This window comes from Vulgatibacter sp., from assembly GCF_041687135.1.
Lineage (GTDB): Bacteria > Myxococcota > Myxococcia > Myxococcales > Vulgatibacteraceae > JAWLCN01.
This window is the reverse complement of record NZ_JAWLCN010000008.1, coordinates 22,197-49,138: the sequence shown is the minus strand read 5'-3', so window position 1 is coordinate 49,138 and position 26,942 is coordinate 22,197. Positions and strand designations below refer to the sequence as shown.

Sequence of the window (26,942 nt, the reverse complement as noted above, 5' to 3'; positions counted from 1 at the left end):
CGGTGGTTGCCGGCACCCACAGCCTCCAGACCGTCCTCGTGGTGGCCTCCGATCCCGGCCTGCGGGTCTCGATCCGCGCGGCCCTGGAGTCGGGTGGCTTCGGGGTGGACGAGGCGCGCTCGGGTCTCTCCGGCATGGCGGCAGCCCTCGGGCAGCATCCGGACCTCGTGCTGGTGGAGGCGGGCCTCGTCGACATCGACGGGTTCGCCGTGGTGACGCGGCTCCGGGGCAGGGGCTTTTCGGCGCCTCTCGTGGTGATCGGCAAGGCGGGAGACGATCGCCATGCCCTCGCCGCCGGTGCCGACGGGCTGCTCGCGCTTCCTCTCGACCCCGACACGCTGGCGGCGCGCGCCCGCGCCTGGCTCGCGGGAAACCACGGGGATCTGCCGGCGGAGCAGGCAGGCTCGGAGCTGCGCGCCCACGCACAGGAGCTCGCCGCGCACCTCGAGGGCAAGGCCCGGGAGCTCGACCAGGCGCAGCACCGGATCGAGGACACCAACCGCTTCCGCAGCGAGTTCATGCAGGCGGTCTCCCACGAGCTCGCCACGCCGCTCACGCCAATCACCGGCTACCTCAAGATCCTCAAGTCCGAGAAGCTCGGAGCGCTCAACGATCGGCAATCGAAGGTGATCGACGCGATGATCCAGTCGACCGAGCGGCTCGCCCGCGTCCTCGACAACCTCGTGGACTTCGCCAACCTGGAGACCGGTCGCACCCTGCTCCGGGAGGAGCCCGTCGACCCCCGGGCGATCGCCGAAGCGTGCATCGCGGAGATGCGCGCTGCAGCGCGCAACCGCCGGGTGGGCCTCGCGATCTGGGACGAGAGCGGCGGCCGCAACCTCGTGGGCGACGCCACCAAGCTCAAGCAGGCCCTCGGCAACCTGGTCGACAACGCGGTGAAGTTCAGCCCCAGCGGCGGGCAGGTGCTGGTGGAGCTCGCAGCGGAGCCCGAGGGGCTGGTGATCTCGGTCTACGACCAGGGCGCCGGCGTCCCCCTCGCCGAGTCGCAGCGGATCTTCGAGCCCTTCTTCCACGCCTCCCGGGCCGGCGAGGCGGAGCGGGCACCTGGCGCGGGCCTCGGCCTGCCGGTGGTCCGGGCCATCGCCAAGGCCCACGGCGGCAGGGCCTGGGCGGAGTCGCCGCCGCGGCGGCAGCCCGAGCGCACCGGCCACTTCTACCCCGGCTCCCGCTTCTCGATCTTCCTGCCCTGGACCCCGCCGGAGAACGGGCTCGTCCCCCGGCGCACGGCTTCGTGATCGAACGGCGCGCCGCTCTTTGTTAGAAGCGGCGTATGCGTGTCGTCGTAGCCATGTCCGGTGGGGTCGATTCCTCCGCAGCAGCAGCGCTCCTGCGCGATCAGGGCCACGAGGTGATCGGCATCTCCCTGCGCCTCTCGAAGTCGGAAGGGGGCAGGGCGCCGGGCCGCTGCTGCTCCCCCGACGACCTCGACGACGCCCGCGCGGTGGCAGACACCCTCGGCATCCCGTTCTACGTCTTCGAAGCCACCGACCTCTTCTCCCGCACGGTGGTCGATCCCTTCGTCGGCTCCTACCTCGCCGGCGAGACGCCGATCCCCTGCCTCGCCTGCAACCGCGAGGTGAAATTCGGCCACCTCCTCGCCAGGGCGGAGGCGCTGGGGGCCCATCTCGCCACCGGCCACTACGCCCGGATCGAGAGCGACGGCGCCGGCAGGAAGCGGCTCCTTCGCGGCCTGGATGCCTCCCGCGACCAGAGCTACTTCCTCTACGAGCTGGGCCAGCGGGAGCTCGCCCGGCTGGTCTTCCCGGTGGGCCATCTCACCAAGGCGGAGAGCCGGGAGGTAGCCCGCAGCGCCGGCCTCGGCACTGCCGAGAAGCCCGAATCGCAGGACATCTGCTTCGTTCCCGACGGCAACGCCGCGGGCTTCGTGGCCCGTGCAGCAGGGGGCGCGCCGCCGAGGGGAAGGATCGTCACCACCGAGGGGGAGGTGATCGGCGAGCACGGCGGCCTCCACGCCTACACCGTGGGGCAGCGCAAGGGGCTGCCTGCAGCCACCTCGATCGGCGGCGGGGGCAGGGGCCACAAGCTGCCCATCTACGTGAGCGCCATCCGCCCCGAGACCAACGAGATCGTGGTAGGCCCCGCCGCGTCGATCGAGCGCGGGACCTTCACCGTCCGCGACGCCTGCTGGGTCGCCGGCACGCCGCCAGCCGCCGACGAGGTGCTCACCGTGCGGGTGCGCCACCGCCACGGGGGCACCCCCTGCACCGTGGAGGCGAACGGGAAGGGCTTCACCGTCCACGCCCTCGAGCCGGTGCGCGCGCCGGCGCCGGGGCAGGCGGCGGTGCTCTACCGGGACGACGAGGTGGTGGGCGGCGGGATCATCGCCCGCTGAAGCAGATCACCGAGGACGCCGGCGAGTCGGTCCACGTCGAGGGGCTTCTGCACGAAGGCCGCGGCGCCGAGACCCATCGCCCGCTGGATCTCCTCGTCCTGTGCGGTGGCGCTGATCACCAGCACCGGCACCCGCGCCCCGTCGTTCTCGCTCCTGCGGATCCGCAGGAACGAGATGCCGTCGAGGAGGGGCAGGTAGAGGTCGAGGACGATGGCCCGGTAGCGGTGGAGCCTGCTGAGACGGAGCGCTTCGGCGCCGTTGAGCGCCCATTCGGTGCCGAGGCCCAGGCGCAACGCTGCCTCGTGCACCTGCTGGTACGCTGCCTCCGAATCCTCCACCACCAGCAGCACGTCTCGGTCCAAGGCCGCCTCCCGGCACCGGCTTGAAGCTTCCGGCCCGAAGCGTTCTACCGATATCGCCACGTACGACAAGTTTCCGGCCTGTGGACGCAGGGTCAGCCTTCGAAGGCGCAGCCTTCGTTGCCCTCGGCGTCGACCCAGCCCCGGCTCATCCGTGCGGTGTTGGCGGCGAGGCCGATCCTTCCCTGCCGGTCGACGACGACGAGGCCGCCTTCCCCCTGCACCCGCCCGAGCCGTCGCACCGCCGCCTCCGCCGCCGCTTGCGGGTGGTCGCCTGCGGCGAGCTGGTCGCAGGCGAATTTGGCCAGCACCACCCGGATGATCGCCTCCCCCTGCCCGGTGGCGGAGACGGCGCCGGTCTCGTCGTCGGCGTAGGTGCCGGCCCCGGGGAGGGGCGAGTCGCCGACGCGGCCCGGGTGCTTGGAGCTGATCCCGCCGGTGGAGGTGGCAGCCGCCACGTGCCCCTGCGCGTCCACCGCCACCGCACCCACGGTGCCCGGCTTGTTGGTCCAGCCCTCGTCCCGCTCCTTCTGCCAGCGGGTGAGGGCGCGCTCGGTGACGAGGAGCGAGGCGGGCCACGGCGCCACCCCCTGCGCCCTGGCGAAACGCTCGGCGCCACTTCCTGCGAGGAGCACGTGGGGGGAGCGCTCGAGGACGAGGCGCGCCACCTCGATCGGGTTGCGCACGCCGCGGATCGCGGCTACCGCACCTGCACGCAGGTTGCTGCCGTCCATGAGGCAGGCGTCCATCTCCACCTCGCCGTCGGCGTTGAGCACCGAGCCGGTGCCCGCGTTGAAGGCGGGATCGTCCTCGAGGACGACGCAGGCCGCCACCGCAGCGTCGAGGGCGGAGCCGCCTGCGGCGAGGATGCGGTGACCTGCCCGGGCCGCCTCGAGGCAGCCCCTGGCGCAAGCGTGGGCGCGGTCGTCGGGGAAGATCGCCCCGGCGCCGCCGTGCACGAGGATCGCGGTGGGCATGGCGACACGCTACCAGCCGGACATCGCGGCGGAAAGCGGGCGCCGGGCTGCTTGACCGGCGTTGGTGCCGGTGGGTATGTGGACGCCCGAATTGTTGCAAGCTTCAGAAGGGAGACGTGCAATGGCGCAGAAGCGCGAGGTGGTCATCGTCGGGGCGGCGCGTACGCCGATCGGAGCCTTCCTGGGCTCGCTGGCATCGGTGCCGGCGCCGAAGCTCGGCGCCGTGGCGATCAAGGCGGCGCTGGAGCGCGCCGGGGTGAACGGCGAGGACGTCGAGCTCGTGATCATGGGCAACGTGCTGCAGGCCGGCGTCGGCCAGGCCCCCGCGCGCCAGGCCATGATCTTCGCCGGGGTCCCGGAGAAGACGCCCGCCGTCACCCTCAACAAGGTCTGCGGCTCGGGTCTCGAGGCGGTGATCCACGCCGCCCGCGCCATCCTCGTCGGTGACGCAGAGGTGGTGGTGGCCGGCGGCATGGAGTCGATGTCCAACGCCCCCTACCTCTCCTACCAGGCCCGCACCGGCGCGCGCATGGGCGACATCAAGCTCGTCGACGCGATGATCAAGGACGGCCTCTGGGATCCCTACGGCGACTTCCACATGGGCAACGCCGGCGAGGCCTGCGCCGAGTCGATGTGCATCCCGCGCTCCGCGCAGGACGAGTTCGCCGTGGAGTCGACCCGGCGCGCCATCGAAGCGCAGAAGTCGGGCGCCTTCGCCGCCGAGATCGCCCCGGTGGAGATCGCCGGCAAGAAGGGCGACGTCACCGTGGTGAGCGAGGACGAGGGTCCGAAGAACGCCCGCCCCGAGAAGATCCCGAGCCTCAAGTCGGTGTTCAAGAAGGAGGGCACCATCACCGCCGCCAATGCCTCGTCGATCAACGACGGCGCCGCAGCCGTGGTGCTGATGACCCGCGAGCGCGCCGAGAAGGAAGGCCGCGAGATCCTCGCCACCGTCACCTCCTGGGGCCACGCCGCCCGCAAGCCGGTGGAGTTCACCATCGCGCCTGCGGACTCGATGAAGAACGCGCTGGCGAAGGCGAACCTCGAGGTGAAGGACATCGACCTCTTCGAGGTGAACGAGGCCTTCGCCGTGGTGGCCCTGGCCAACAACCAGATCCTCGGCCTCGATCCCGCCAGGGTGAACGTCCGCGGCGGCGCCGTCGCCCTCGGTCATCCGATTGGCGCCTCGGGCACCCGCATCCTCGTCACCCTGCTGCACGCGATGAAGGACCAGGGCAAGAAGCGCGGCCTCGCGTCGCTCTGCATCGGCGGCGGCGAAGGCGTGGCCCTGATCGTCGAGCGGTAATTCGTCTGCACCCGGTCGGCCCCGCGCTCCCGAGCGGCGGGGCCGACGTGCACCAAGGAGACGCTTCGTGAACAAGGTCTACGAGAGCGCCGACGCTGCAGTCGCCGACATCTTCGACGGCATGACGCTCATGAGCGGCGGCTTCGGCCTCTGCGGCAACCCCGAGAACCTCATCTCCGCGATCCACCGCAAGGGGACGAAGGAGATCTCGCTCATCTCCAACAACTGCGGCACCACCGACCTCGGCCTGGGCGTGCTGCTGCAGGCGAAGCAGATCAAGAAGATCACCGCTTCGTACGTCGGCGAGAACAAGGAGTTCGAGCGGCAGTTCCTCTCGGGTGAGCTCGAGGTGGAGCTCAACCCCCAGGGCACGCTGGCGGAGCGGATTCGCGCGGGCGGCGCCGGAATCGGCGGCTTCTACACGCCGACCGGTGTGGGCACCAAGGTCGCCGAGGGCAAGGAGACGCGGATGATCGACGGGCGGGAGTACCTGCTCGAGATGCCGCTCAAGGCCGACTACGCCATCGTCCGTGCCTGGAAGGCGGACAAGTGGGGCAACCTGGTCTTCCGCAAGACCGCCCAGAACTTCAGCACGATGATGTGCAAGGCCGCGAAGGTCACCATCGTCGAGGCGGAGGAGCTGGTGGAGGTCGGCGAGCTCGACCCGGACCACATCCACGTCCCCTCCATCTACGTTCACCGGATCGTGAAGGGCCGCGACTACCAGAAGTGGATCGAGCGGCGCACCACCCGGCCCCGGGCCTGATTCCTTCTTTTCGGGCGCGCCTCTCATCCGCGCCTCGAGGTTTTGCGATGCCTCTCACTCGCGAGCAGATCTGCCAGCGCGTCGCCAAGGAGCTGCAGGACGGCTTCTACGTCAACCTGGGCATCGGGATGCCGACGCTCGTCGCCAACTTCGTCCCTGCGGGGGTCGAGGTGGTCCTCCAGTCCGAGAACGGGATGCTGGGCATCGGCCCCTATCCCTTTGCCGGCGAGGAGGACCCGGACCTGATCAACGCGGGCAAGGAGACGGTGACCGAGATCAAGGGCACCGCCTTCTTCGACTCCGCCGAGTCGTTCGGGATGATCCGCGGCGGCCACATCGACCTCGCCATCCTCGGCGCGATGGAGGTGAGCGAGAAGGGCGACCTGGCCAACTGGATGATCCCCGGCAAGATGATCAAGGGCATGGGCGGCGCGATGGATCTCGTCTCCGGCGCCAGGCGCGTGATCGTCACCATGGAGCACGTCTCGAAGGACGGGAAGTCGAAGATCCTCAAGGAGTGCTCGCTGCCGCTCACCGGCAAGCGCTGCGTCAACACCATCGTCACCGACCACGCGCTCTTCGACGTGACCGAGGACGGCCTCGTCCTCCGGGAGATCGCCCCCGACCTCACCGTCGACGACATCCGCAAGATCACCGAGGCCTCGTTCACCGTGGCCCCGGAGATCAAGCCGATGCTGCGGTAGCCGCCCGGGCGATCGCGGCTGCCGGGGGGCCGGTGGGGGATCCATCCCGCCGGCCCTCGCTTCGTCCCGGGGCGGCACCGGCGTGCGCTGCTGCTGCAGCTGCCCCACCCGGCGGGAAGCCTTGACCTGTCGGCGCACGCGGATAGGGTGGCCGCTTTCGGCGGTTCTCCCCTGATGAACGTGCTCCCTCCCCTTCGCATCGAGAGCCTGGCCCACGGCGGCGACGGCGTCGCCACGCTGCCCGCCGGCAAGAAGGTCTTCGTCCCGGCGACGGCGCCCGGCGATCTCGTCGAGGCGGAAGCGCTCGAGGATCGGGGCTCGCTGGTCAAGGCGCGGCTCGTCCGCCTGATCGAGCCCTCGGCGCAGCGGGTGGAGGCGCTCTGTCCCCACGCCGCCTCCTGCGGCGGTTGCCAGCTCCAGCATCTCGCCTACGAGGCGCAGGCAGCAGCCAAGGAGCAGGCCTTCTACGAGTCCCTCGCGCGGATCGGCGGGCTGCGGCGCGAGGCGATCGCCGAGGCGCGCCCGATCGTCGCCTCGCCCGACGAGTTTCGGTATCGGATCCGCTGCAGGCTCCACGTCCGTGACGGCAAGCTCGGCTACCTGCGCCGCGGCAGCCACGACCTCGAGCCCATCGCCTCCTGTCACCTGCTCGCGCCGGCGCTGGAGCGGCTCGCCCTCGCGGTGGGGGCGGCGCTTCGGGCCAGGCCCCTTCCCGCGCTGCGGGAGGTCGACCTCTGCGTCGGCGCGGACGGCAGGGGAGCGATCGCGCTCTCGCCCGATCCGAAGGCGGCGCCGGGCTGGGCCGAGAAGGCGCCGCGGATCTTCGACGGACTCGAGGGGCTCGCGGGGATCGTGGCCCTACCGCCGCCGCAGCAGCAGGCCGGGCAGCAGACGAAACGGCGCCGCGCCGCGCCGCCGGGCGCAGCGCCTGCGCCGCGGATCTTCGGCGATCCGGTGGTGGAACGCCCGGCGCCGCTGGCACCGGGGGTGCGCCTCCTCGGGCGGCCGGACGTCTTCGCCCAGGCCAACGACGCCGGCAACGAGGCGCTGGTCCGTGCGGCGGTGGAGGCGCTCGCCCCTGCTGCTGGCGACCGCGTCCTCGAGCTCTATTGCGGCGCCGGCAACTTCACCTTCGCCCTCGCCGCCAGGTCGGCCCACGTCACCGCGGTGGAATACGAGGGCGTCTCCCTCGACCTCGCCAGGCGGGCTGCCGCCGGGGCGCGGATCGATCGGATCCGCTTCGTCGCCGGCGATGCCGCCCGGGTGGTGGAGGGCTTCGCCGCCGAGGGGCAGCGTTTCGACCTGGCGCTGCTCGACCCGCCGCGGGCAGGCGCCCGTGGCCTCGCCGAGGCGCTGGCCCGCCTAGGGCCCCGGCGCATCGCCTACGTGAGCTGCGATCCGGCCACCCTGGCCCGGGACCTCGGCGCGCTGCACGCCGCCGGCTACCAGGCGCGCCTCGCGGTGCCGGTGGACATGTTCCCGCAGACCTACCACGTCGAGGGCGTGGTCCTGCTGGAGAGGGCGTAGATGGAGAGCCGGATCGTCGAGTTCGCCGAGCTCCTCCGGCAGAACGGGATCCGGGTCTCGCCGGCGGAGGTCACCGACGCGGCGCAGGCCCTCGCGCTCACCGGCGTGGAGGATCGGGAGACGGTGCGCGGCGCCCTCCGGGCGACGATGCTCAAGCGCGCCGCCGACCACGCCCTCTTCGAACGGGTCTTCGAACTCTATTTCTCCGGCATGGCCCGGGTCCTCGAAGGGCTGGAGGGGAGCCTCGCCGCGCGCATCGAGGAGGAGGGCGTCCTCGAGGGCGACGAGCTGGAGATGCTCCTGCACACGCTCCGCGATCTCCACGGGCAGATCTCGCCAATGGCGCAGGCGCTCCTCGAGGGCGATCTCGGCGCCATCGCGAAGCTGCTGCGGGGATCGGCGCTGCAGCTCGACTTCGGCGGGATGAGCTCGCCGCTGCAGGCGGGGTTCTACGCCCGCCGACTCGCCGGCGGCGCCGGCACCACCGCCGCGGACAAGGACCTCCGCGATCTCGCCGACAGGCTGAAGGCGCGCGGCATCGACGCCGCGCACGTGGAGCTGGTGGCGAAGCGCCTCTCGTCGAAGCTGCGGGCGGTGGAGGATGCGGCCCGGGCCTGGGTCGAGGGCGAGATGAGGGCCCGGCAGACCCGGGAGAAGGGGCAGGGGAACGCGCTGGCGGAACGTTCCTTCTCCGAGCTCTCCCGGGAGGAGATCGAGCGGACCTCCACCGCGGTGAAGCGCCTCGCCGAGAAGCTGAAGAGCCGGCTGGTGCGCAGGCAGCGGGAGCGGCGGCGCGGCGCCCTGAACGTGCGGCGCACCCTGCGCCGGAACATGGGGCTCGGCGGGGTGCCGGCGCACCTCGTCTTCCGCCGCAAGCGGCCGCAGCGTCCCGACGTGGTGGTGCTCTGCGACGTCTCCGACTCGGTCCGCAACGTCTCGCGGCTGATGCTCCTCTTCGTCCACACCCTCCAGTCCCGCTTCGCCAAGGTGCGCTCCTTCGCCTTCGTCTCCGACGTCGGCGAGATCACCGAGCACTTCAAGGACGTCGATGCGGCGCGGGCGGTCGACCTCGCGGTGGCGGGCAAGGCGATCAACGTCTACGCCAACTCCAACTACGGCAGGGCGCTGGCGATGTTCGCACGGGACCACCTCGGCGCGGTGACCCGGCGCACCACCGTCCTCGTCATCGGCGACGGTCGCAACAACTACAACGCGCCCCACGGCTGGGCCCTCAAGGAGATCGAGCGTAGGGCCCGGCGGGTGGTCTGGATCTGCCCCGAGGCCGAGAGCTCCTGGGGCATCGGCGACTCGGAGATGCAGCTCTACGCCAGGGCGGTGGACCAGGTGGTCGTGGTCCAGAACCTCGCCGACCTCGAGAACGCCGCCGAACGCATCGTTCCGGTTTAACCGGTCGGCTGCTCTTCGAACGCCTCATCGCCCGGGAGCGTCACCACGAAGGTGGTCCCTTCCTCCTCCGTCGAGCGGACCTCGATCGCCCCGTGGTGGGCCCGCACGATCTCCCGCGCGATGTAGAGGCCCAGGCCCAGCCCCTCGCTCCGGTGGGTCGCGGTAGCGGCCCGGCGGAAGGGCTCGAAGAGCAGCGCCTGCTTCTCCGGGGGGATCGGTCCGTGGACGTTGCGGTTGCAGACGAGGAGCCGGAAGAGGCCCGCCCCGTGCTCGAGCGAGACGCGAACCGGGCTGCCCGCCGGGCTGTAGGCGAGGGCGTTCTGGAGGAGGTTGGCGATGACCTGCGCGAGCCGGTCGCTGTCCCAGCATCCCCAGGCCGTTCCGTCGGCGTCGAGATCGATCCTTCGATCGGGCCAGGCGGCGCCCGCCTCCTCGACGACGTGCCGGAGCAGGGCCGCCAGATCGCAGCGCTCCCATTCGATCGGGATGCCGCCGCCGAGCCGCACCCGGGTGAAATCCATCAGGTCGCTGGTCATCTTGCCCATGCGGTTGGCCGTGGCGGAGATGCGACCGGCGAGTTGGAGGGCGGCTGGCGGCATTCCCTCCTGCCGCTGGAGCAGCTGCGCCGCAGCGGCGATCGAGGCGAGCGGCGTCTTGAGATCGTGGGCGACGATGCCGACGAAGCGTTCGCGGAACTCCGCCGTGCGCCGGAGCACCTCCTCGTCGTGCTTGCGCCCGGTGATGTCGACCACGAGGACGCCGACCGCGAAGATCCGGCCGCGGGCGTCGGCGACCGGGTAGATGCTGACCAGCCGGTGCTGTGGTCCCACCGCCTGGGGTCGTTCCTCGGTGAATTCGAGATGGAGAAGGGGCTTGCCCGTGGCGAGCACCTCCTCCAGCAAGGGCTGGATCCGGTCGGCGATGTCCGGCCGCATCTCCGCGAGCGTGCGCCCGAGATGGGCTTCGACGCTCGCGCCGTTGATGGCGGCGAGGGTCCGGTTGATCCGCACGTAGCGGAAGTCGCGGTCGAGGAAGGCGAGCCCCACCGGGGCCGTGGTGATCAACGTGTCCAGCAGGGCGATCGCCTTCTCGCGCTCCTCCTCGGTCCGGAGCCGCGCCTCGACGTCGGTGTTGGTGCCGACCCAGTGGAGCACCCGGCCATCGGGCCCCAGGACCGGCGCGGCGCGGCAGAGGAAGCGCCGGTAGCTGCCGTCGGACCCGCGCAGGGAGAGGGTCTCCTCCCAGGGCTCGCCCCGGCGCGAGGCCTCTCCGAACCAGCCGGCGGGGACGTGCGTGTCGGGGGGGAGGGCGTGCCGCCACCCCCGGCCCACCGATGCCTCCCGGGTGAGGCCGGTGTATTCGTACCAGCGCCGGTTGAACCAGAAGATCGAGCCGTCGGGCTCCGCCAGCCAGGCGTGTTGCGACATCGAATCGGCGAGGGTGCGGAAGGCTTCCTCCCGCCGCTGCTGGCTCTCGAGCGTGGCGCGCAGCGTCGCCTCGCTCGCTTCGAGCACCCGGCTCCCGGCCTCGCCGACGGCGGAGGTGAGGGCTGCGCCGAAGATCCGGAGCTCTTCGAGCTGCGATGGGCAGTCCGCCTCTTCCAGCAGCTCGAAGACCACGTCCCGCAGGACCCCGTACTCCCGGAGCACGTGCCGGAGGTCTGCGCCCGCCAGCGCGCGCTGCCTGCCGTGGGCCTCACCGGCACGGGCCACGCCGGCGCCGACCGCCCCGCTGCGCAAGGAGGCGGCGGTGCTCTCGAGAAAGACGGGCAGGTCGTCGCGGAGGACCGCGCGCGGCATTTCACCGTCGACGAGCTCGCCGCAGACGCGCTCCTCCCAGCGCCGCAGGATCTCCTCCCGCCGCTCCTCGAGGAGATCGGCTAGCTGCATGGCCCGGCTCGCGTAGGCATCCTGCCTGCGAAGGTGAAGACGGGCCGCGGGGTGGGCAACTTCGCAGCCGGCCCCACATATGGCGGGGCCCTGCAGGTGCGGGCTGCAGGCGAGGCACCGCCCGCCGGGCCCTCTCTCCACCACCGCCCGGTGCCGAAGCGTTTGACCGGAAAGGCCCGTGCGCTCTAGGTTGCGCCGCCTATGGAACGCAAGGTCTTCGTCCACACCTTCGGCTGCCAGATGAACGAGGCGGACTCGTCCCGCATGATCGAGTCGCTGGCGAAGAGCGGCTACGCGCGCACCGGTTCCGCGGACGACGCCGATCTCATCCTCCTCAACACCTGCGCCATCCGCGAGAAGAGCGAGCAGAAGCTCCTCTCCGCCCTCGGCCGCTACCGGCCCCTCAAGGTGGCCCGGGGCGCCCGGATCGGCGTCGGCGGCTGCGTCGCCCAGCAGGAGAAGGACAAGCTCCTGAAGAAGGTCCCCTACCTGGACTTCGTCTTCGGGCCGGACCAGGTGGGCAACCTGCCGGAGATCCTGAAGCGGGTGGAGGAAGAGAACGTCCGCCTCGCCGAGACCGCGTGGCTCGACTCCTCGACCTACGTCTTTCCCCGTGCCGATGCGGCGTTCGCCAGGGGCAAGGTCACCGCCTTCGTCTCGGCGATGAAGGGCTGCAACAACGTCTGCGCCTTCTGCGTGGTGCCCCATACCCGCGGCCGCGAGGTCTCCCGCGGCGTGGACGATCTGCTGGCGGAGGTCCGCGATCTAGCAGGCGTGGGTGTGAAGGAGATCACGCTCATCGGCCAGAACGTGAACTCCTACGACGGCGGCGTCACCTTCGCCGAGCTCCTCCGGCGCACCGCGCAGGTGGAGGGCGTGGAGCGCGTGCGCTTCACCACCAGCCACCCGCACGACCTCTCCGACGAGCTGATCGTGCTCTTCGCCGAGGAACCGAAGGTGATGCCGCACTTCCACCTGCCGGTGCAGAGCGGATCGGAGCCGGTGCTCAAGCGGATGCGCCGCGACTACACGGTGGAGTGGTATTTCGACCGGCTCGAGAAGCTGCGGGCCGCGCGTCCCGGCATCGCCGTCACCACCGACATCATCGTGGGCTTCCCCGGCGAGACCGACGAGGATTTCGAGCGGACCATGGAGCTGGTGGAGCGGGTGCGCTACGAGAACGCCTTCTCCTTCATCTTCAGCCCGCGCCCGCACACCGTCGCGATCCGCCGGATGGCGGAGTGGGGCGAGATCCCGCGGGAGGTCGCCACCGAGCGGCTGGTCCGCCTCCAGGCGCTGCTCCGCGAGCACTCCTGGTCGTACTACTCCGCGTGCGTGGGCACGGAGGTCGAGGTCCTCGTCGAGGGCCCCTCGCGCTACGACGAGACCAGGCGCTTCGGCCGCACCCCGGAGAACCGGGTGGTCAATTTCGCCGGAGACGCCCCTGCCGGCGCCACCGTGCGCGTGCGCATCGACGACGCCACGCCCAACGCCCTCGGCGGCGTGCAGGTGGGCTTCACCCCGGCAATCGCCGCGCCGGTGGGCAAGCTGCAGGTGATCGCGTAGGCATGGGGCGCTGGTTCTCCGCCTTCCTGCCGGTGCTGCTCTACGGCGCGCTGATCGTCTTCCTCTCCGCGCAGTCGGAGCTGCCGCACGCGCCGAAGATCTGGGACAAGGCGGCGCATTTCGGGGAGTACACGATCCTCGCGCTGCTCGTGACCCGGGGGGTGCGGCTGGTGAGCGGCTGGAGCGGGGTGAAGAGCGCCGCCACCGCGGTCTTCCTCGCCACCGCCTTCGCCGTCACCGACGAAGCGCACCAATTCTTCGTGCCGGGGCGCGACTCCGATCCGTGGGACGTGGTCGCCGACTTCCTCGGCAGCCTCTTCGGCGCGGGGACCTACCTCGCCTGGCTGCAGCTGCGCGCGCGCTTCCGCCGATCGGCAGTCGCTGGCTAACGCCGCGGCCGCAGCGCAGCGGGGGGCGGGGCGTGCAGCTCGAACCAGCCGGTTGCCGGGTGGGGAAAACCGAGGGTCATCGCGTGGAGCAGGTAGCCCTCGTCGCCAGGTAGCGCGTCGGGCGCCGGGACGCCGCCGACCCGGTAGAGCGGATCGCCGACGAGGGGGTGTCCCACCGCAGCCAGGTGGATGCGGATCTGGTGGGGCCTGCCCGTCTCGATCCGCACGTCGAGGAGGGTCTCCTCCGCCCGACGCTCGATCACGAAGGCGTGGCTGCGGGCCGGGCGTCCTTCGGGGCTCGCAGCATGCAACGTGCCGAGCATCGGGTGGGGCACCGGGCCGATGGGGACCTCGATCCGGCGCTCGTCCCACGGCGGCTGGCCACCCGCCAGGGTTCGGTAGACCTTCAGCATCCCGCCCTCGCGCAGCGCCCGGCTCAGCTGCGAGCGGGCCTCGGGGCTGCGGGCGAAGAGGACGATCCCCGAGGTGCCGCGGCCGAGCCGGTGGAGCGGATCCGCCCCGGGAAAGCGGGCCTGCACCAGGGCCTGCAGCGTGTGGGCATGGAAGCCGCCGGCGGGCTGGGTGGGCAGGCCGCTCGGTTTGGCCACCGCGATCACGTGCGCGTCCTCGTGGAGGAGCTCGAAATGGAGCGGTACCTCCGGCTCGAGCCACGGCGGCCGCTTCCACTCGAGGCGCTGGCCAGCGCGGAGGATCTGCCGGGGCAGGGCAGGGGCGCCGTCGAGCAGCACCTCGCCCCCGTCGATCCGGGTCTCCCAGACCGCAGCCGAGGCGTGTGGGTAGCGCTCGGAGAGCCAGTCGAGAACGCCTCGCCCTGCTGCAGCGGCGCCGATCCATTCACCGTAGGTATAGCCCTCGTTTCCCACTGCCGACCTCACGAGCGGTTGATTCCGGACGCTCGCCGTGGAATTCTCCCCGCGGTTTGCCTCCTGCTGCCCTGCGTCACCGGGAACCTCCCGGCGGGGACACGGCAGCGACCCCGTCTTCTTTCAGTCCGGGGCCAGGCTCCCCTTCCGAGGATTGTATGCTCCGCTACTCCGCCGATTGGCGCTCGATCGCCTACCTGGCAACCGCCGCAGCCATCGCCGTCGTCCACTGGAACTTCGAGGCCCTCGCCCTTCCCGTTCCGACCTTCGAGGTGCTCGGGGTGGCGATCCAGCCGGTGCTCTACGTCGTGGCGCTCTTCCTGGGCGTCGCCACCGCCGTGATCAGCCACAACCACAACCACCTGTCGATGTGGAAGTCGAAGCCGGCGAACCTCGTGACCAGCTGGGTGATCTCGATCTTCTACGGCCATCCGGCGATCGGCTGGGTGCCCACCCACAACATGGTGCACCACAAATACAACAACAAGCCGGGCGACAGCTCGCGGTGCCCCAAGGTCTTCAAGCGCAACCACCTCTTCGCGCTGCTGATCTACCCGACGCTCACCAGCATGGCGCAGACGGCGGAGATCAAGGCCTACATCGCAGGTCTGAAGACGAAGAACCGCAAGCAGTACTGGTCGGCGATCTCCGAGTACGTGGTCTTCTTCGGCTTCATGGCGGTGGTCTTCGTGCTCGACTGGAGGAAGGCGCTCTTCTTCTTCCTCATCCCGCAGCAGGTGGCGCTCTTCGTCATCCAGGTCTTCAACTACGTGCAGCACATCGAGGCAGACGAGAACAGCCAGTGGAACCACTCGCGCAACTTCGTCTCACCGGTGCTGAACGCGCTGCTCTTCAACAACGGCTACCACACGGTGCACCACATGACCCCGGGGCTGCACTGGACCAAGACCCCGGAGGCCCACGCGAAGGTGGCCCACCAGATCCACCCGGCGCTGCTGCAGCGCAGCTGGTGGGGCTACATGATCTGGACCTTCCTCCTCCGCCCGCTGGTGCCCGGCGCCGGCGCGCCGAAGATCACCGAGGTGGGGGGGCAGGAGCAGGCCACCGCCTGATCCCATCGAGGTAGCACACGAGGCCCGGCAGCCCACGAGGGTGCCGGGCCTCGTCAATCGCCCGCCTCGATCAGATCAGAAGCGCTCGATCTCCTCGCTACCCATCGACCCGCTCTCGGCGGGCTCCTCGATGCCCTGCTGCTCGGGGCTCGGCTGCTGCGCGCCCGGCTCGGGGGCAGCCCGCTCCACCACGATCATCTGCTGCACCTCGCCCGTGACCGGGTCGAAGGAGGCGCGGACGGAGTCGCCCGGCTGCAGCTGGTTGATCCGCAGCTCCTCGCTGCCGCTCATCACCCGGGCCTCGGGATCGACCTGCGCTTCGAACTGCACCCGGTTGTTGGCGCGGTCGACGTTGGTCACGGTCAGGGTCAGCGTACGCTGCTCCTCGCTGGGCAGCTGGTCGGGCTCCTGCGTCACGGTGACGCGTTCGGGCTGGCCCATCTGCTGCTGCTCCTGCTCCGCCTGCTCCTGGGTCTTGTACTCGCCACCAGCTGCGCCCGCGGCGCCGGCACCCACCACCACGAAGGCGGCAGCAGCCGCCGTAACGATCTTGTTCCAGGTCATGTTGGACTCCCTCCCTCCCGCTCCCAAGGCTGGAAACGCCCACCGCCGATGCAAAGACACGGGCCGGCGGCGATGGGCCCGCTTCCTCGCCTTGTCGACCCGGCGGGCGCCTGCTACTCCAGCGACCGAGCCAGACGATCTCCGGAGGCAGCGATGATCCGCCCCTGTCCCTTCACCGATGAGAACCCGCGCATCGACGAGAGCGCCTACGTCGACGCCTCGGCGCTGGTGCTGGGCCGCGTGACCATCGGCGCCCGCTCCTCGATCTGGCCGGGCACGGTGGTCCGTGGCGACGTCCACACCATCTCCATCGGCGAGGAGACCAACGTGCAGGACCTCTCCTGCATCCACGTGCTCAAGGACCGCTTCTCCACCACGCTCGGCAATCGCGTGAGCGTCGGGCACGGCGTGGTCCTGCACGGCTGCACCGTGGGCGACTACACGCTGGTCGGGATGCGGGCCACGGTGATGGACGAGGTGACGATCGGTGAGGAATGCCTGATCGCGGCGGGTGCGCTGCTCACGCCGGGCCTGGTGGTGCCGCCGCGCTCGCTGGTGATGGGATCGCCTGCGAAGGTGAAGCGCGAGGTCGACGCGAAGGAGCTCGAGCTCCTCCACCGCACCTGGAAGAACTACGTCGACTACTCCCGCCGCTACATCGAGAAGTTCGGCAGGGGCTTCTGACCGCTCAGGTCCAGAAGCCGCCGTTGGCGCCGATCAGCTGGCCCGTCACCCAGCCTGCCTGCGGGCTGGCCAGGAAGGCCACCACCTCCGCCACGTCCTCCGGCTCGCCGATCCTGCCCAGGGCTACCTGCCGGGCGATCCCCTTCACGAGCGCGTCGGATTTGCCCTCGAGGAAGATCGCGGTGCGGGTCGGTCCCGGTCGCACCGCGTTCACGGTGATCCCCCGGGGGCCGAGCTCCTTCGCTGCCACCTCGGTCATCTTCTCGATCGCCGCCTTCGTTGCAGCATAGGGGCCGTAGGTGGCGACGGGGCCAGCCTGGAAGCTGGCGGAGATGGTGACGATGCGACCGCCGTCGGCGAGCCGACGCGCCGCTTCGGCGAGGACGAGGAAGGTCCCGCGGAAGTTGGTCGAGACCAGCGCGTCGAACTCCTCCTCGGCCGTCGAGGCGAGCAGCTTGTGCAGGGCGCGGCCCGCGTTGCTCACCACCGCCGTCACCTTGCCGAACCGGGCCTCCGCCTCGTCGAAGAGCCGCGCCACGTCGGCGCCGTTGCCCACGTCGCCCCGGACGGCAGCCGCGCTGCCACCCTGCGCCTCGATGGACGCGACGACCGCCGCCGCCTGCGCTGCGCTGTCCCGGTGGTTGACCAGCACCGCAAAGCCGTCGCGTGCGAGGCGCCGGGCGATCGCCGCCCCGATTCCCCGCGAAGCGCCCGTCACGACCGCGACTCGATCCGCCATTCGCGTCCCCCTGCTGCGTTCTTCGGATCCGGATGCACGTGCCCGCCGAATGGAGCGGCGCTCGCGGCGCCGGCGCCGATCAGGCCCGCGGCGTTGCCTGGGCAGCGATCTGCTGGGCGGCGTGGTCGAGGAGCTGGACGAAGGCGTCCACCGGCTGCGCGCCGGAGATCGCCCACTGGCCCTCCACCACGAAGAAGGGGACGCTGCTCACGCCGAGCCTGCGCACCGCCTCCTCCGCGCCGCGGACCTCGGCGGCACCGGCCTCGCTCGCGAGGACGTGCTCGACGTCGTGGGGGTCGAGGCCCGCCTCCTCGGCGAGGCGCACCAGGACCCGGTGGTCGCCGACGTCCTGCCCCTCCACGAAGAAGGCGCGGAAGAGCCGCTCGACCACGGCGCCCTGGAAGCCCGTGCCCGCTGCCAGCCAGACGAGCCGGTGGCTGTCGAAGGTGTTGGGCGCCTTCTCGGCCCGCTCGAAGTCGAAGTCGATGCCCGCCTCGCGGCCCACCGCCGCCACGTTCGCACGGAGCTGGCGGACGCGTTCGATGGAGCCGAATTTGCGCTCGTAGTGGGTTCTGGCGTCGACCCCGTCCTTCGGCAGGTCGGGGTTGAGTTCGAAGGGATGCCAATGCACCGCCACCGCGTAGCGGTCGGCGCATTGCCGGATCGCCGCCTCGAGGCGGCGCTTCCCGATCCAGCACCAGGGGCAGACGGCGTCCGAGATCACGTCGACGCGGAGCGGGCGCTTCTCCAGGCTCATCCAATCTCCTCCGGCCGTTTCGATGCATGACGGACACAGGTGTTGCCCGTGCGACACCATAGCCCGGCGGAACGGCGCGGAATCAGGCCGATCGGGGGGCGCCCGCAGCAGCGGCGCCCCGGATGGGTGGTGCCTCTGCCCAGCGGGTCGGCGCGCGGTAGCGCTGGTCGGCGTCGAGCCGCTCGAGCTTGCGGAAGAGCCGCACCCGCTCGCCGGCGTCGGTGCCCCGGTGCTCCGCGAGGGCCTCGAGCACTGCTACCTCCACCGCGCGGGAGAGGGGGCCGAGGACCGCCCGGAGCTTCCGGGGGAAGTCGAGGGCGAGGACCACCGGCGGATCCTCGCTGGCGTCGAGGCGCAGGCCCCACGCCTCGCCATCGGGACCGGAGGCGAAGGGAAGGAGCGCCTCGTCGAGGAAACGATCGGAGAGGGCGAGGCCCGCGGAGATCTCCCGGGGACCGGAGAGGTGGATCCGGCCCACGTCGCCTGCACCCCAGGCCTGCCAGACGAATTTGAGCGAGAGCGGGAGCGGCCGCCCGAGCTCGGCCTCGAGGGTGGCGACATCCCGGGGATCGACCCGCGCCGGGCGGGCACCGAGGGTGCGCCGGGCGTTGTCGAGAAGGATAACGAGCGCCTGCTGCATGACCGACTCCACGCGCAGCCGCAAGGGGATGCAACCGCAGGCGCCCCCCGGCAACCTTGCGAATCCGCTGGTCCAACTAGCACCGCGGCCGGGGGCAGGGCAAGGCGCACATCAGAAATTCTCATGCTGCGTGTGAGGGCTGTTGGGGGGCGTCACCCCCCGTCGCGACGCTTCGGCAGCACGCCGCCGTGCCATTTCTCGAAGTGGTGGGCGTGGGTGGAGAGGTAGGCCCCTGGCGCGAAGTGGGTGTCGTAGAACTCGAGGTCGAGGTGGTGGGCCTGCAGGTACATGAGGACCAGCACCGAGGGCACGGTCCCCGGAAATTTGCCGAAGCGCTCGAAGATCGTCTGGGCCTGCAGCGCCACGCAGGCCTGGAACGCCTCGTCGTGGACCTGGGCGCTGCCGCGGACCCCGGGGCTGTCGCGGAAGGGGCCGGGCGTGCCGCGATGGAAGGGGCCGCCGGGACCGAATTTCCTTCGGACCAGCGCCTCCACCGCCGCACGCATGTCGGGAAAATGGGGCGGGCAGAAGGCCTCGAAGACCCCGGCCCTGCCGGTGGGATTGGGCACCGGCCAGCCGGGCCGCTCGTCGTAGCGGAAGCCGAGGCCCGGCACGGCCGGGTCGCCGCTGGCGCCGAGGAGCGCCTGCGGGCTCAGGCCGTCGAACATCCAGCCGCCGAGCCCCATCGCCTGGAGGGAGAGCATGCCCGCGTAGCAGGACGCGCCCAGCTCCACCGAGAGCTCGCCGAGGGCGAGCTGCTCCACGAAGGAGAGCGGCAGCGGGTTCTCCACGTCGGCGAGGTGGCGGAAGCGCTCGAGGCCGGGGAAGGGCGCGCCGTGCACGTCGTCGGTGAGCACGTAGCCGTTCTGCAGGTAGTAGCAGAGCGTGGCGAGCACGTGCTGCGCGAGATCGCCCACCGGGATCAGGAGCAGGCTCCCCTGCACGTTCACGTTCCAGGTGTTGTGCCCCTCCATGTACGGCTCCTCCCGGGGCAGGTGGAGGCGGCCCGCCTCGAGCTGGCGGATCTGCCCCCGGTGCGCGGCGAGGAGCGCCTCGGCATCGAGCGCGCCGTCGGCCTGCCGGTCGACGAGGGCCGGCGCGTCGCGGGTGTCGACGAAGAAGATGCCGCTGTCGTCGGTGAAGAAGAGCTGGCTGGTGTGGAAGCCCGCGGCGGAGGGGAAGGTGCGGCCGCCCGCTGCGCCGCAATAGTTGGAGAGGTGCGGCGCGTACCGGGCGTTGCGGGTGATCAGGTGGTGCCAGGCGGTGTTGCCGGTGGCGGCGGTCACCACCAGCAGCCGCTCGAGCTCGCTCAAGGGGTGGGGCTCGTAGCGGGAGGTGAAGGCGAGCGGGCCGTCGGGGATCGCGGCGCCGAGGGCGAAGCGCCGGGCCCGCCTGCCGAAGAGGGCGGCGAAGAGGGGAAAGCCGAGGGCCTCCTCGAGGCCCGGGGGCAGATCGGACATGGCGAGAGCCTCCGCCCCGAAGCTGCGGGCGGGGGCGCTGCCGGTGCAAGTCGGCTACGGCGCGGGGGGGCCGAACCCGAGGGCGACGCCCACGGAGTAGAGCCGGCGATCGCCGTCGTCCAGGGGCTGGAGGACGTAGACGCCGGGCTGCACCGTGAGCCGTGGTGAAACCCGGGCGCGGGCGGCGAGGCCCGCGGCGAGGTTCCAGCTCTCGCTGGCGGGGGCGCCGTCGCTGCGGTCGAAGCGGTGGGCGGCGGCGATCTGCGGGACGAGCGCCAGCTTCTCGTCGATCCGCCAGGAGAGGAGCAGGGGCAGGCTGCTCTGCACCGTCGTGTTGTTGGCCGAGTCGAAGAGGTAGCCGGCGAGCATGTTGGGAACCACCGCCAGATCGAGCTTTCCCGCCCGCAGGAAGTTCCACTTGAGGTCGAGGCCGAGGCCCGGAAGCGGCATGGCGGTCACACCCAGCTCCAGCCGCTCGGCGAGGCCGTGGCGCAGGACGTAGCTGATCAGCGGATAGGGCAGCACCCGGGGCACGAAGGAGAGCTCGTCGGAGCTGGGGCCGTCGAGACCCTCGCCCATCGCCCAGACGTCGGCGGCGACGGTGTGGCTCGTCTCGCCGGGGGCCAGCGTGCGCGCGGCCCCGAAGCGGTTGAACGACGTGCAGCCCGCGAGCAACACGCAGAGCAGCGGTACGAGCCGTCTCATCTCTTCCCCCCCGGGCAGACCACGTGTACGGCGGGGATGATACCTGACGTTCACGTGCTGCGGAGGCGGGGCGCGCGGACTTTCAGTCGAAGCGGGGCTGCGGGCCGAAGAAGAGCCCCAGCGAGACGCTCGCGAGGGTCGCCTCGTCGCCGTCGAGCCGCCGGAGGATCTCGACGCCAGGCTGGATGGCGAAGGTGGCGCTCGGCCGGAACTGCAGCCCGACGCCGACGGAGGCGTAGGGGCCGGTCGCCTCGCGGGAGGTGAAGAGGCCGAGACCCGCGTGCGGCACCACCGTGGCCCACCGCGCCACGTTGATGCCGGCGAGCAGCGGCAGGGTGGCGTGGAAGAGGGCGGCGTCCACCTCGGTGGCGTCGTCGTCCTCGTCCCAGTCGTCCTCGTCGTCGAAGTTGGCGACCAGCAGGGCGCCCACCGCTGGAGCGAGGGCCAGATCGAGGCCGGGGCTGCGGTGGAAATTCCACTTGAGGTCGAGCCCCGCCTCGCCGACCAGCGGGGGAAGGCCGGTGATGCTGCCGCCGATCTCGAGCGTGTCGGTGAGGCCGTGGCGGGCGCCGAGGCGGGGCAGGGGCGCGATGCCGTCGGTGCCGTTGAACTCGACCCCCGGGGTGACGTCGAGGGTGGCGACGGTGGTCGTCTCGCCTGGTGCGAGGGTGCGCGGGGTGCCGTAGCGGCTGGCGGTGCCGCAGGCGGTGGTGGTGGCGACGAGAAGCAGCGGAAGAAGCTGGCGCACGATGCGCGGACGGTCGCACGACGCGGCACTGCGTGTACAGTGCCCCCGATGCGCGGCTTCTCCGGACCGGACCTCGCGGGGCGCTGCCCCCGCTGCGTGATGCGAAGCGAGCTCTGCCTCTGCGGCGACCTCTCGCCGGTGGCCGATCACACCGAGGTGCTGATCCTCCGCCACGAGAAGGAGGGCTGGCGCACCACCAACACCGCCCGGGTGGCGGAGCTCGCGCTCTCGCGCTGCCAGGTGGTGGAGTGGGGCGGCCGCGAGATGCAGCTGCCCGACCTCGCCGGCAGCTGGCTCCTCTTTCCCGGCACCGGCCCCTCGATCCCCGCTGGCCCGCGGCCCGAGCGCCTCGTCGTCCTCGACGGCTCGTGGCGGCAGGCCCGCCGGATCTTCCTCCGCTGCCCGGCGCTCCACGCGCTGCCGCGGCTCTCGCTGCCTGCCCCCGCCGTGGCGGCGCCTCGCCTTCGTGCAGCGCCGGATCCGGCGGCGATGTCGACCCTCGAGGCGATCGCCCGCGCCCTCGAGATCCTCGATGGGGCCACCGTGGCCGCAGCCCTCGACCGGGCCCATGCCCTCTCGACCGAGCGCGTGCTCACCTCGCGGGGCCTCTGGCCCCGCGGCTCGGCTGCGTAGCGCGGTCAGATGTCGGTCCGGAAGTCGTCGTTCGAGACGGGCGGCGGCGGATCCGCGGGCCGCGGCCCCCAGACCAGGCCGAGCCCCGCGGTGAGGATGTTCGCCTCGCTGGACGCCATCCATTGCAACGAAGGCTGGAGCGCGAAGTCGTCGTCGGAGCGGAATTGGGCGCCGAGCCCTGCAGACCACCAGAACGCGATGTGGCTTTCCTGGTCGGGAATGGCGGTGAAGAGGTGGGCGCCTGCCTGGGGCAGGAGCGCCACGTCGTTGGAGAGGTTGATGCCGAGGAGGAGCGGGAGGGAGACACTCGGATAGATGAACGAGGTGGCGAGCGTCGGCGCCACCGCTGCGTCGAAATACCGGCTCCGCAGGAGCTCGACCTTCAGATCGAGCCCGAGGAAGGGGGCGGTCCCTGCTCCGACGCCGAGCTCCAACCCCTGTGCGAGGCCGTGGCGCCAGGTGTAGACGACGTTCGGAAAGGGCAGCGGCGTGAGGTCGCGACCTTTGCAGGGATCGTCGGCTGGCTCCCCCGTCTCTTCGGCTGCTCCGCTGCCGCAGAGGAAGGAGCCCACCATGTCGTCGCTCAGCAGGTTGCCGTCGAGGGAGAGGACGTGGCCCGAGGTGCCCGCAGGCATCGTTCGCGGCGTGCCGTAGCGGTTGGCGGCGGGGCACCCACAGAGGGTGATCAGCAGGACGAAGGCCGACCACCAGATGCGACGCTGCATGCCGTTCTTCCTCTCTGCGGCCTGGCGCTGGGGAACCAAAGGGCGCTTCACCGGCGATGTGCCCGCGCCTGCGCATCGATCACTTCGGGGTGTCTATCGATCGTGCGCCGAGCATCGGCCCCCGGGAGCGGTCGGGCAAGTCCGGGGCGGCTTCATCGTATTCCGGTCGGTGTACGCCCGGCCGTTGCGGCGCGCCTTGACCACCCCGGAGCCGGGGGCTACAAACCCGCCCAACTTCGCGTCAGGAGGGACGAGATGGACGTCAAGAGCCTTGCGGTGATCGGTGCGGGACAGATGGGCGGCGGCATCGCCCAGGTGGCGGCGCAGGCCGGCATCCAGGTGGCGCTCATCGACGTGAACATCGCCGCCGCGGAGAAGGGCCTCTCGAAGATCGGCGCCGGCCTCGGCCGCCTGGTCGAGAAGGGCAAGATCACCGCGGAGCAGCGCGACGCCATCCTCGGCAACATCACCCCTGCAGGCGACGTGGCCGCTGCCCGCGGCTTCGACTTCGCGGTGGAGGCCGCCACCGAGAACGAGGAGCTGAAGAAGAAGCTCTTCCACGGCATCGACGAGATGGTCCGCGACGGCGGCATCCTCGCCACCAACACCTCCTCGATCTCGATCACCCGGATCGCCGCCTCGACGAAGCGCCCGGACCGCGTGATCGGCATGCATTTCATGAACCCGGTGCCGGTGATGAAGCTGGTCGAGGTGATCCGCGGCGCGCAGACCTCGGACGAGACCTACGCCGTGACGAAGGCGCTGGCGGAGCGGCTGGGCAAGACCACCGTCCTCTCCCGCGACTTCCCCGGCTTCATCGTCAACCGCATCCTCATCCCGATGCTCAACGAGGCCTGCTACACGCTGCAGGAGGGCATCGCCACGGTCGAGGACATCGACACGGCGATGAAGCTCGGCACCAACCAGCCCATGGGCCCCCTCGAACTCGCCGACTTCATCGGCCTCGACACGGTGAAGTACATCGCCGACGTTCTCCACGAGGGCCTCGGCGATCCGAAGTACCGGCCGAACCCGCTGCTCAAGCAGTACGTCGACGCGGGCTGGTACGGCCGCAAGAGCGGCAAGGGCTTCTACACCTACGCCAAGTGATCCGGCAGCCGCCGCCGATCGCCGGGATCCAGCTCGGCGCCTCCTGGAAGGAGGTGCGCGACCGCCTCGGCGATCCGCTCCGCAGCGAGCCCCGCAGCCGCACCGAGGCGCAGCTCTTCTACGAGGGGCTGCACCTGGTGCTCCTCGAGGATCGGGTGGTGGAGATCGCCGTGCCCCTGGCGGGCCCGCTGGGCGGCGGCTTCCCCTCGACCCGGGAGCGGATCGAGGCGGCGTACGGCCCGCCCGAGGAGCGCGTGGAGGAGCAGGCCCTCGAGGCCTGGATCTACGAGGGCGCGGGTTTCGACGCGCTCTACCTCTTCGCGCCGGTCGGGGAAGCGGTGGCAGAGGAAGTCGTGTTCCGTACCCACACCCACGAGGACGATTTCACATGAGGAGACCGGAAGAGATGGCCTACGCGAACCTCACGGTCGACGCCCGGCCCGATGGCATCACCTGGGTGGCGATCGATCGTCCCAAGGCGCTCAACGCCTTCAACGCCGCGACCCTGCTCGAGCTCGAGCAGGTGATCGAGGAGGCGTCCCGCGATCCGAACCTCCGCGTGCTGGTGCTCACCGGCGGCGGCGAGAAGGCCTTCGTCGCCGGCGCGGACATCGCCGAGATGAGCACCATGGGGCCGACCAAGGCCCGCGTCTTCTCGTCGATCGGCCACCGGGTCTTCGACAAGCTCGAGCGGCTCTCGGTGCCGACCATCGCCATGGTCAACGGCTTCGCCCTCGGCGGCGGCATGGAGCTGGCGCTGGCCTGCGACCTCGTCTACGCCTCGGACCGGGCGAAGTTCGGCCAGCCCGAGGTGAACCTGGGCGTCATCCCGGGCTTCGGCGGCACCCAGCGGCTGCCCCGCAAGATCGGTCCCCAGCGGGCGCTGGAGCTCTGCTTCACCGGCGACATCATCGGCGCCGAGAAGGCCCGGGAGATCGGCATCGTGCTCGAGGTCTTCCCTGCAGCCGAGCTGCGCGAGAAGGTCGAGGCGATCGCCGCGAAGATCTGCTCGAAGGGCCCCCTCGCCGTGGCGGCGCTCAAGCGCGTGATCATCGAGGCCTCTGCCTGCGATCCCCGCACCGCCAACGCGCTGGAGCAGGAGACCTTCGGCGTGCTCTTCGGTTCGGAGGATCAGAAGGAGGGGATGAACGCCTTCCTGGAGAAGCGCCCCGCGAAGTTCGGCGGGCACTGACCCACGACGCGAGCGCGGCGCAAGTGAAAGGCCGGGGCGGCTCTCGAAGCCACCCCGGCCCTTCTCGTCCGAAGCCAGTTTCCCTCCCGACCCCAGACCGGTTCCCCACCCCTTTGCAGCGGTGAACTCCGATCATGGTCGGGGGGAACGAGCGCTTCGTCAACCAACAAACCGGGCGATTTTTTGCGCCGCCTTAACACGGCATGTGAACCGCTGAACGGAAGCGCCAGCGCCCGCCTTCACTCGGCCGGGGCCTTCGTCACGTAGAGGATCCCCAGGCACATCTCGTCCCGGGTCCCCTCGCCCCAGGCGACGTCCTTCGGCGGCAGGCGCTCGCCGTCGACCACCGGCTGGTTCTCCGCGGTGTTGTCCCAATGGCAGGTGATCCGGAGCTGGTCGCTCGACTCCACCCGCATCGGCTCGGCCAGGTTGAAGACCGACTGCCAGTGGAAATCCCAGGTCGGGATGTCGAGGACGCAGGCGTTCTCCTCCCGGTTGAGACGCAGGCTCGCCTTCGTCCCGAGCTCGTGCATGTGGAGCGCCGCTGCGTGGAGGAGCAGGGGCTCGCTGGCGGAGAAGTCGCCGTCGACGAAGCTGGCGTAGAGCGAGAGCGGCAGCGCCCAGCTGTGCTTCACGTCGGCTTCGCCGGCGGGGATCGACATGGCGTCGCTGCCGGTCCAGTCGGGGCTGGTGAAGGGGATCACCAGCGCCTCGTGCTCGACCGACTCCTCCACCCGGAACTGGAGCTTCGTCCGGTCGGGCACGGCGCCGGCGGTGAGGGTGTTGTAGTGGATCTGCAGCGCGATCCGGGAGCCGGGCTCGATCCGCAGGCCGGTCCCCTCGGGGAATTCGGCGCCGTTGCTGCCGGGGGCCCAGGCGCCCAGCCAGTGGAAGGAGCTCCTGCCGCTGCCGACGCCGGGGCCGGCGAAGCAGGGCCAGCCCGGACCCTCCTCGCTGGCGTCGAGGGCCTCGGCGTCGTCGACGAGATCCGGCTCGATCAGGAACGCGATCACGTGGTGCACCTCGGTGGGCGCACCGGGCACCGCCTGGAAGCCGGTGATGAAGCTCGTCTCGCTGGCAGGCCACTCGAGGAGGAAGCAGCGGTAGTCGTCGGGATCCTGCTGCGGGGTGTAGGCCTCGGGCATCGGCAGCTCGAAATCGACGCGGTCGAGGCCGGCGCCGGTGGAGGCTGCCGCGGGAGCGACGGCCCTACCCTCGGGAGCGCCCGCCTCGGACCAGGCCGCGAGGATGGCGATCTCCTCGTCGGTGAGGGAGGGATCCTCCAGGTAGGTGTTGCAGTCGTCGCCTGCGAGCCAGGGCGGCATGGTGCGATCCGCGACCGCGCGGCGCATCGCCGCGTGCCAGGGCTTCGCCTCCTCGTAGCTGCGGAGCGGGAAGGGCGCGATCGCCCCGGGCGTGTGGCAGCTCTCGCAGGACCGCGCCACGATTGGCTGCACGTCTTCGTGCCAGGTGGGAGCATTCCCGGCGGCGCCGCCGCCGCTCCCGCCGCCGCCGCCGAGGCCTCCGCCCCGGGCGCCGGGCTCGTTCGAGCCGCAACCGGCGATCGAGGCGCAAGCCAGCACGGCAGCCAGCAATGACTTCTGCGACATCGTTCCACCCTCCTGTTTCGCGCCATCTTGCCAGCTGCCGACCGCTGCGTCTGCCCTGCTGCGGGGAGGGCCCGGCGCCGCCCCGCCGGCCGGTGTGCAACCTCGCGTGTCCGCAGGGTTTCTTGTGCTTGTCAAGCGGGGCCCGGAGGAGGAT

The 26,942-nt window shown here is 71.0% G+C and carries 28 protein-coding genes; 15 read left to right on the top strand and 13 right to left on the bottom strand.

The genetic code is table 11. The features are described 5' to 3' along the window. Positions 1-2 precede the first annotated feature (2 nt). Both ACESMR_RS17275 and mnmA read left to right on the top strand, forming a co-directional pair. A complete protein-coding gene (locus ACESMR_RS17275; RefSeq protein ID WP_373048356.1) occupies positions 3-1,256 on the top strand; it encodes an ATP-binding protein in 1,254 nt (417 codons plus the stop codon). A 35-nt stretch (positions 1,257-1,291) separates the two neighbouring features. Further along, positions 1,292-2,374: a tRNA 2-thiouridine(34) synthase MnmA gene (gene mnmA, locus ACESMR_RS17270; RefSeq protein ID WP_373048355.1), complete on the top strand. Its 1,083-nt coding sequence runs from the start codon at positions 1,292-1,294 to the stop codon at positions 2,372-2,374. On the opposite strand, the gene ACESMR_RS17265 is transcribed toward mnmA, so the two are convergent. Then, a complete protein-coding gene (locus ACESMR_RS17265) occupies positions 2,329-2,736 on the bottom strand; it encodes a response regulator (protein WP_373048354.1) in 408 nt (135 codons plus the stop codon). The two genes, mnmA and ACESMR_RS17265, sit on opposite strands and share 46 nt — an antisense overlap. Positions 2,737-2,828: 92 nt before the next feature. After that, positions 2,829-3,710, bottom strand: a complete 882-nt coding sequence (locus ACESMR_RS17260; protein WP_373048353.1) for an isoaspartyl peptidase/L-asparaginase family protein — start codon at positions 3,708-3,710, stop codon at positions 2,829-2,831. A 121-nt stretch (positions 3,711-3,831) separates the two neighbouring features. Between ACESMR_RS17260 and ACESMR_RS17255 the strand changes: the two genes are divergently transcribed. From ACESMR_RS17255 to ACESMR_RS17235, 5 genes are all read left to right on the top strand, one after another. Further along, on the top strand, positions 3,832-5,016 hold the full coding sequence (locus ACESMR_RS17255; RefSeq protein WP_373048352.1) for an acetyl-CoA C-acetyltransferase: 1,185 nt from the start codon (positions 3,832-3,834) through the stop codon (positions 5,014-5,016). A 67-nt stretch (positions 5,017-5,083) separates the two neighbouring features. Beyond that, complete coding sequence (locus ACESMR_RS17250; protein WP_373048351.1) at positions 5,084-5,782, top strand: CoA transferase subunit A; 699 nt, start codon at positions 5,084-5,086, stop codon at positions 5,780-5,782. A 47-nt stretch (positions 5,783-5,829) separates the two neighbouring features. Then, entirely contained in the window at positions 5,830-6,486 is a 657-nt protein-coding gene (locus ACESMR_RS17245) for a CoA transferase subunit B (protein WP_373048350.1), read from the top strand. A 174-nt stretch (positions 6,487-6,660) separates the two neighbouring features. Beyond that, positions 6,661-8,013, top strand: a complete 1,353-nt coding sequence (locus tag ACESMR_RS17240) for a class I SAM-dependent RNA methyltransferase (RefSeq protein WP_373048349.1) — start codon at positions 6,661-6,663, stop codon at positions 8,011-8,013. Further along, complete coding sequence (locus ACESMR_RS17235) at positions 8,014-9,420, top strand: VWA domain-containing protein (RefSeq protein WP_373048348.1); 1,407 nt, start codon at positions 8,014-8,016, stop codon at positions 9,418-9,420. Here ACESMR_RS17235 and ACESMR_RS17230 read toward each other — a convergent pair. Continuing rightward, complete coding sequence (locus ACESMR_RS17230) at positions 9,417-11,309, bottom strand: PAS domain-containing protein (protein ID WP_373048347.1); 1,893 nt, start codon at positions 11,307-11,309, stop codon at positions 9,417-9,419. The genes ACESMR_RS17235 and ACESMR_RS17230 overlap by 4 nt on opposite strands. A 201-nt stretch (positions 11,310-11,510) precedes the next feature. On the opposite strand from ACESMR_RS17230, the gene miaB reads away from it, so the two are divergent. Together miaB and ACESMR_RS17220 are read left to right on the top strand one after the other, a co-directional pair. Then, positions 11,511-12,875, top strand: coding sequence for a tRNA (N6-isopentenyl adenosine(37)-C2)-methylthiotransferase MiaB (miaB, locus tag ACESMR_RS17225; protein ID WP_373048346.1), 1,365 nt, complete (start codon positions 11,511-11,513; stop codon positions 12,873-12,875). A 2-nt stretch (positions 12,876-12,877) separates the two neighbouring features. Then, positions 12,878-13,264, top strand: coding sequence for a VanZ family protein (locus ACESMR_RS17220; protein WP_373048345.1), 387 nt, complete (start codon positions 12,878-12,880; stop codon positions 13,262-13,264). Here the strand turns inward: ACESMR_RS17220 and ACESMR_RS17215 are convergent. Continuing rightward, on the bottom strand, positions 13,261-14,160 hold the full coding sequence (locus ACESMR_RS17215) for a pseudouridine synthase (RefSeq protein ID WP_373048344.1): 900 nt from the start codon (positions 14,158-14,160) through the stop codon (positions 13,261-13,263). The genes ACESMR_RS17220 and ACESMR_RS17215 overlap by 4 nt on opposite strands. Before the next feature lie 146 nt (positions 14,161-14,306). Here ACESMR_RS17215 and ACESMR_RS17210 point away from each other — a divergent pair, with 146 nt between their 5' ends. After that, a complete protein-coding gene (locus ACESMR_RS17210; RefSeq protein WP_373048343.1) occupies positions 14,307-15,221 on the top strand; it encodes a fatty acid desaturase family protein in 915 nt (304 codons plus the stop codon). A gap of 75 nt (positions 15,222-15,296) precedes the next feature. On the opposite strand, the gene ACESMR_RS17205 is transcribed toward ACESMR_RS17210, so the two are convergent. After that, positions 15,297-15,785, bottom strand: a complete 489-nt coding sequence (locus tag ACESMR_RS17205; protein ID WP_373048342.1) for a hypothetical protein — start codon at positions 15,783-15,785, stop codon at positions 15,297-15,299. Positions 15,786-15,938: 153 nt separating this feature from the next. On the opposite strand from ACESMR_RS17205, the gene ACESMR_RS17200 reads away from it, so the two are divergent. Further along, a complete protein-coding gene (locus tag ACESMR_RS17200) occupies positions 15,939-16,469 on the top strand; it encodes a gamma carbonic anhydrase family protein (protein WP_373048341.1) in 531 nt (176 codons plus the stop codon). A gap of 4 nt (positions 16,470-16,473) precedes the next feature. On the opposite strand, the gene ACESMR_RS17195 is transcribed toward ACESMR_RS17200, so the two are convergent. The 6 genes from ACESMR_RS17195 to ACESMR_RS17170 form a co-directional block, all read right to left on the bottom strand. Further along, positions 16,474-17,208: an SDR family oxidoreductase gene (locus ACESMR_RS17195; RefSeq protein WP_373048340.1), complete on the bottom strand. Its 735-nt coding sequence runs from the start codon at positions 17,206-17,208 to the stop codon at positions 16,474-16,476. Positions 17,209-17,287: 79 nt separating this feature from the next. After that, on the bottom strand, positions 17,288-17,965 hold the full coding sequence (locus ACESMR_RS17190; RefSeq protein ID WP_373048339.1) for a DsbA family oxidoreductase: 678 nt from the start codon (positions 17,963-17,965) through the stop codon (positions 17,288-17,290). Positions 17,966-18,047: 82 nt separating this feature from the next. Further along, on the bottom strand, positions 18,048-18,605 hold the full coding sequence (locus ACESMR_RS17185) for an SMI1/KNR4 family protein (RefSeq protein WP_373048338.1): 558 nt from the start codon (positions 18,603-18,605) through the stop codon (positions 18,048-18,050). Positions 18,606-18,757: 152 nt separating this feature from the next. Continuing rightward, positions 18,758-20,065, bottom strand: coding sequence for a hypothetical protein (locus ACESMR_RS17180; RefSeq protein ID WP_373048337.1), 1,308 nt, complete (start codon positions 20,063-20,065; stop codon positions 18,758-18,760). 54 nt (positions 20,066-20,119) lie between these two features. Further along, positions 20,120-20,770 carry a hypothetical protein gene (locus tag ACESMR_RS17175; RefSeq protein ID WP_373048336.1) on the bottom strand — a complete coding sequence of 217 codons (651 nt, stop codon included), beginning with the start codon at positions 20,768-20,770 and terminating at the stop codon, positions 20,120-20,122. Between the two features lie 82 nt (positions 20,771-20,852). Further along, on the bottom strand, positions 20,853-21,518 hold the full coding sequence (locus ACESMR_RS17170) for a hypothetical protein (RefSeq protein ID WP_373048335.1): 666 nt from the start codon (positions 21,516-21,518) through the stop codon (positions 20,853-20,855). 48 nt (positions 21,519-21,566) lie between these two features. Between ACESMR_RS17170 and ACESMR_RS17165 the strand changes: the two genes are divergently transcribed. Continuing rightward, positions 21,567-22,151, top strand: coding sequence for a tRNA-uridine aminocarboxypropyltransferase (locus ACESMR_RS17165; RefSeq protein ID WP_373048334.1), 585 nt, complete (start codon positions 21,567-21,569; stop codon positions 22,149-22,151). Between the two features lie 5 nt (positions 22,152-22,156). Here the strand turns inward: ACESMR_RS17165 and ACESMR_RS17160 are convergent, their stop codons facing one another. Then, positions 22,157-22,876 (bottom strand): hypothetical protein, encoded by a 720-nt coding sequence (locus ACESMR_RS17160; RefSeq protein WP_373048333.1) that lies wholly within the window; start codon positions 22,874-22,876, stop codon positions 22,157-22,159. A gap of 255 nt (positions 22,877-23,131) precedes the next feature. Between ACESMR_RS17160 and ACESMR_RS17155 the strand changes: the two genes are divergently transcribed. From ACESMR_RS17155 to ACESMR_RS17145, 3 genes are read left to right on the top strand one after another with little or no spacing between them, the layout of a single operon-like run. Beyond that, entirely contained in the window at positions 23,132-23,986 is an 855-nt protein-coding gene (locus ACESMR_RS17155; RefSeq protein WP_373048332.1) for a 3-hydroxybutyryl-CoA dehydrogenase, read from the top strand. Continuing rightward, complete coding sequence (locus ACESMR_RS17150) at positions 23,983-24,378, top strand: hypothetical protein (protein WP_373048331.1); 396 nt, start codon at positions 23,983-23,985, stop codon at positions 24,376-24,378. Before ACESMR_RS17155 ends, ACESMR_RS17150 begins: the two co-directional genes overlap by 4 nt. A gap of 14 nt (positions 24,379-24,392) precedes the next feature. Further along, the gene (locus ACESMR_RS17145; protein ID WP_373048330.1) at positions 24,393-25,178 is read left to right on the top strand and encodes an enoyl-CoA hydratase/isomerase family protein; all 786 of its coding nucleotides are present in this window, start codon (positions 24,393-24,395) and stop codon (positions 25,176-25,178) included. A gap of 239 nt (positions 25,179-25,417) precedes the next feature. On the opposite strand, the gene ACESMR_RS17140 is transcribed toward ACESMR_RS17145, so the two are convergent. Next, complete coding sequence (locus ACESMR_RS17140) at positions 25,418-26,788, bottom strand: hypothetical protein (protein WP_373048329.1); 1,371 nt, start codon at positions 26,786-26,788, stop codon at positions 25,418-25,420. Positions 26,789-26,942: the final 154 nt, after the last annotated feature.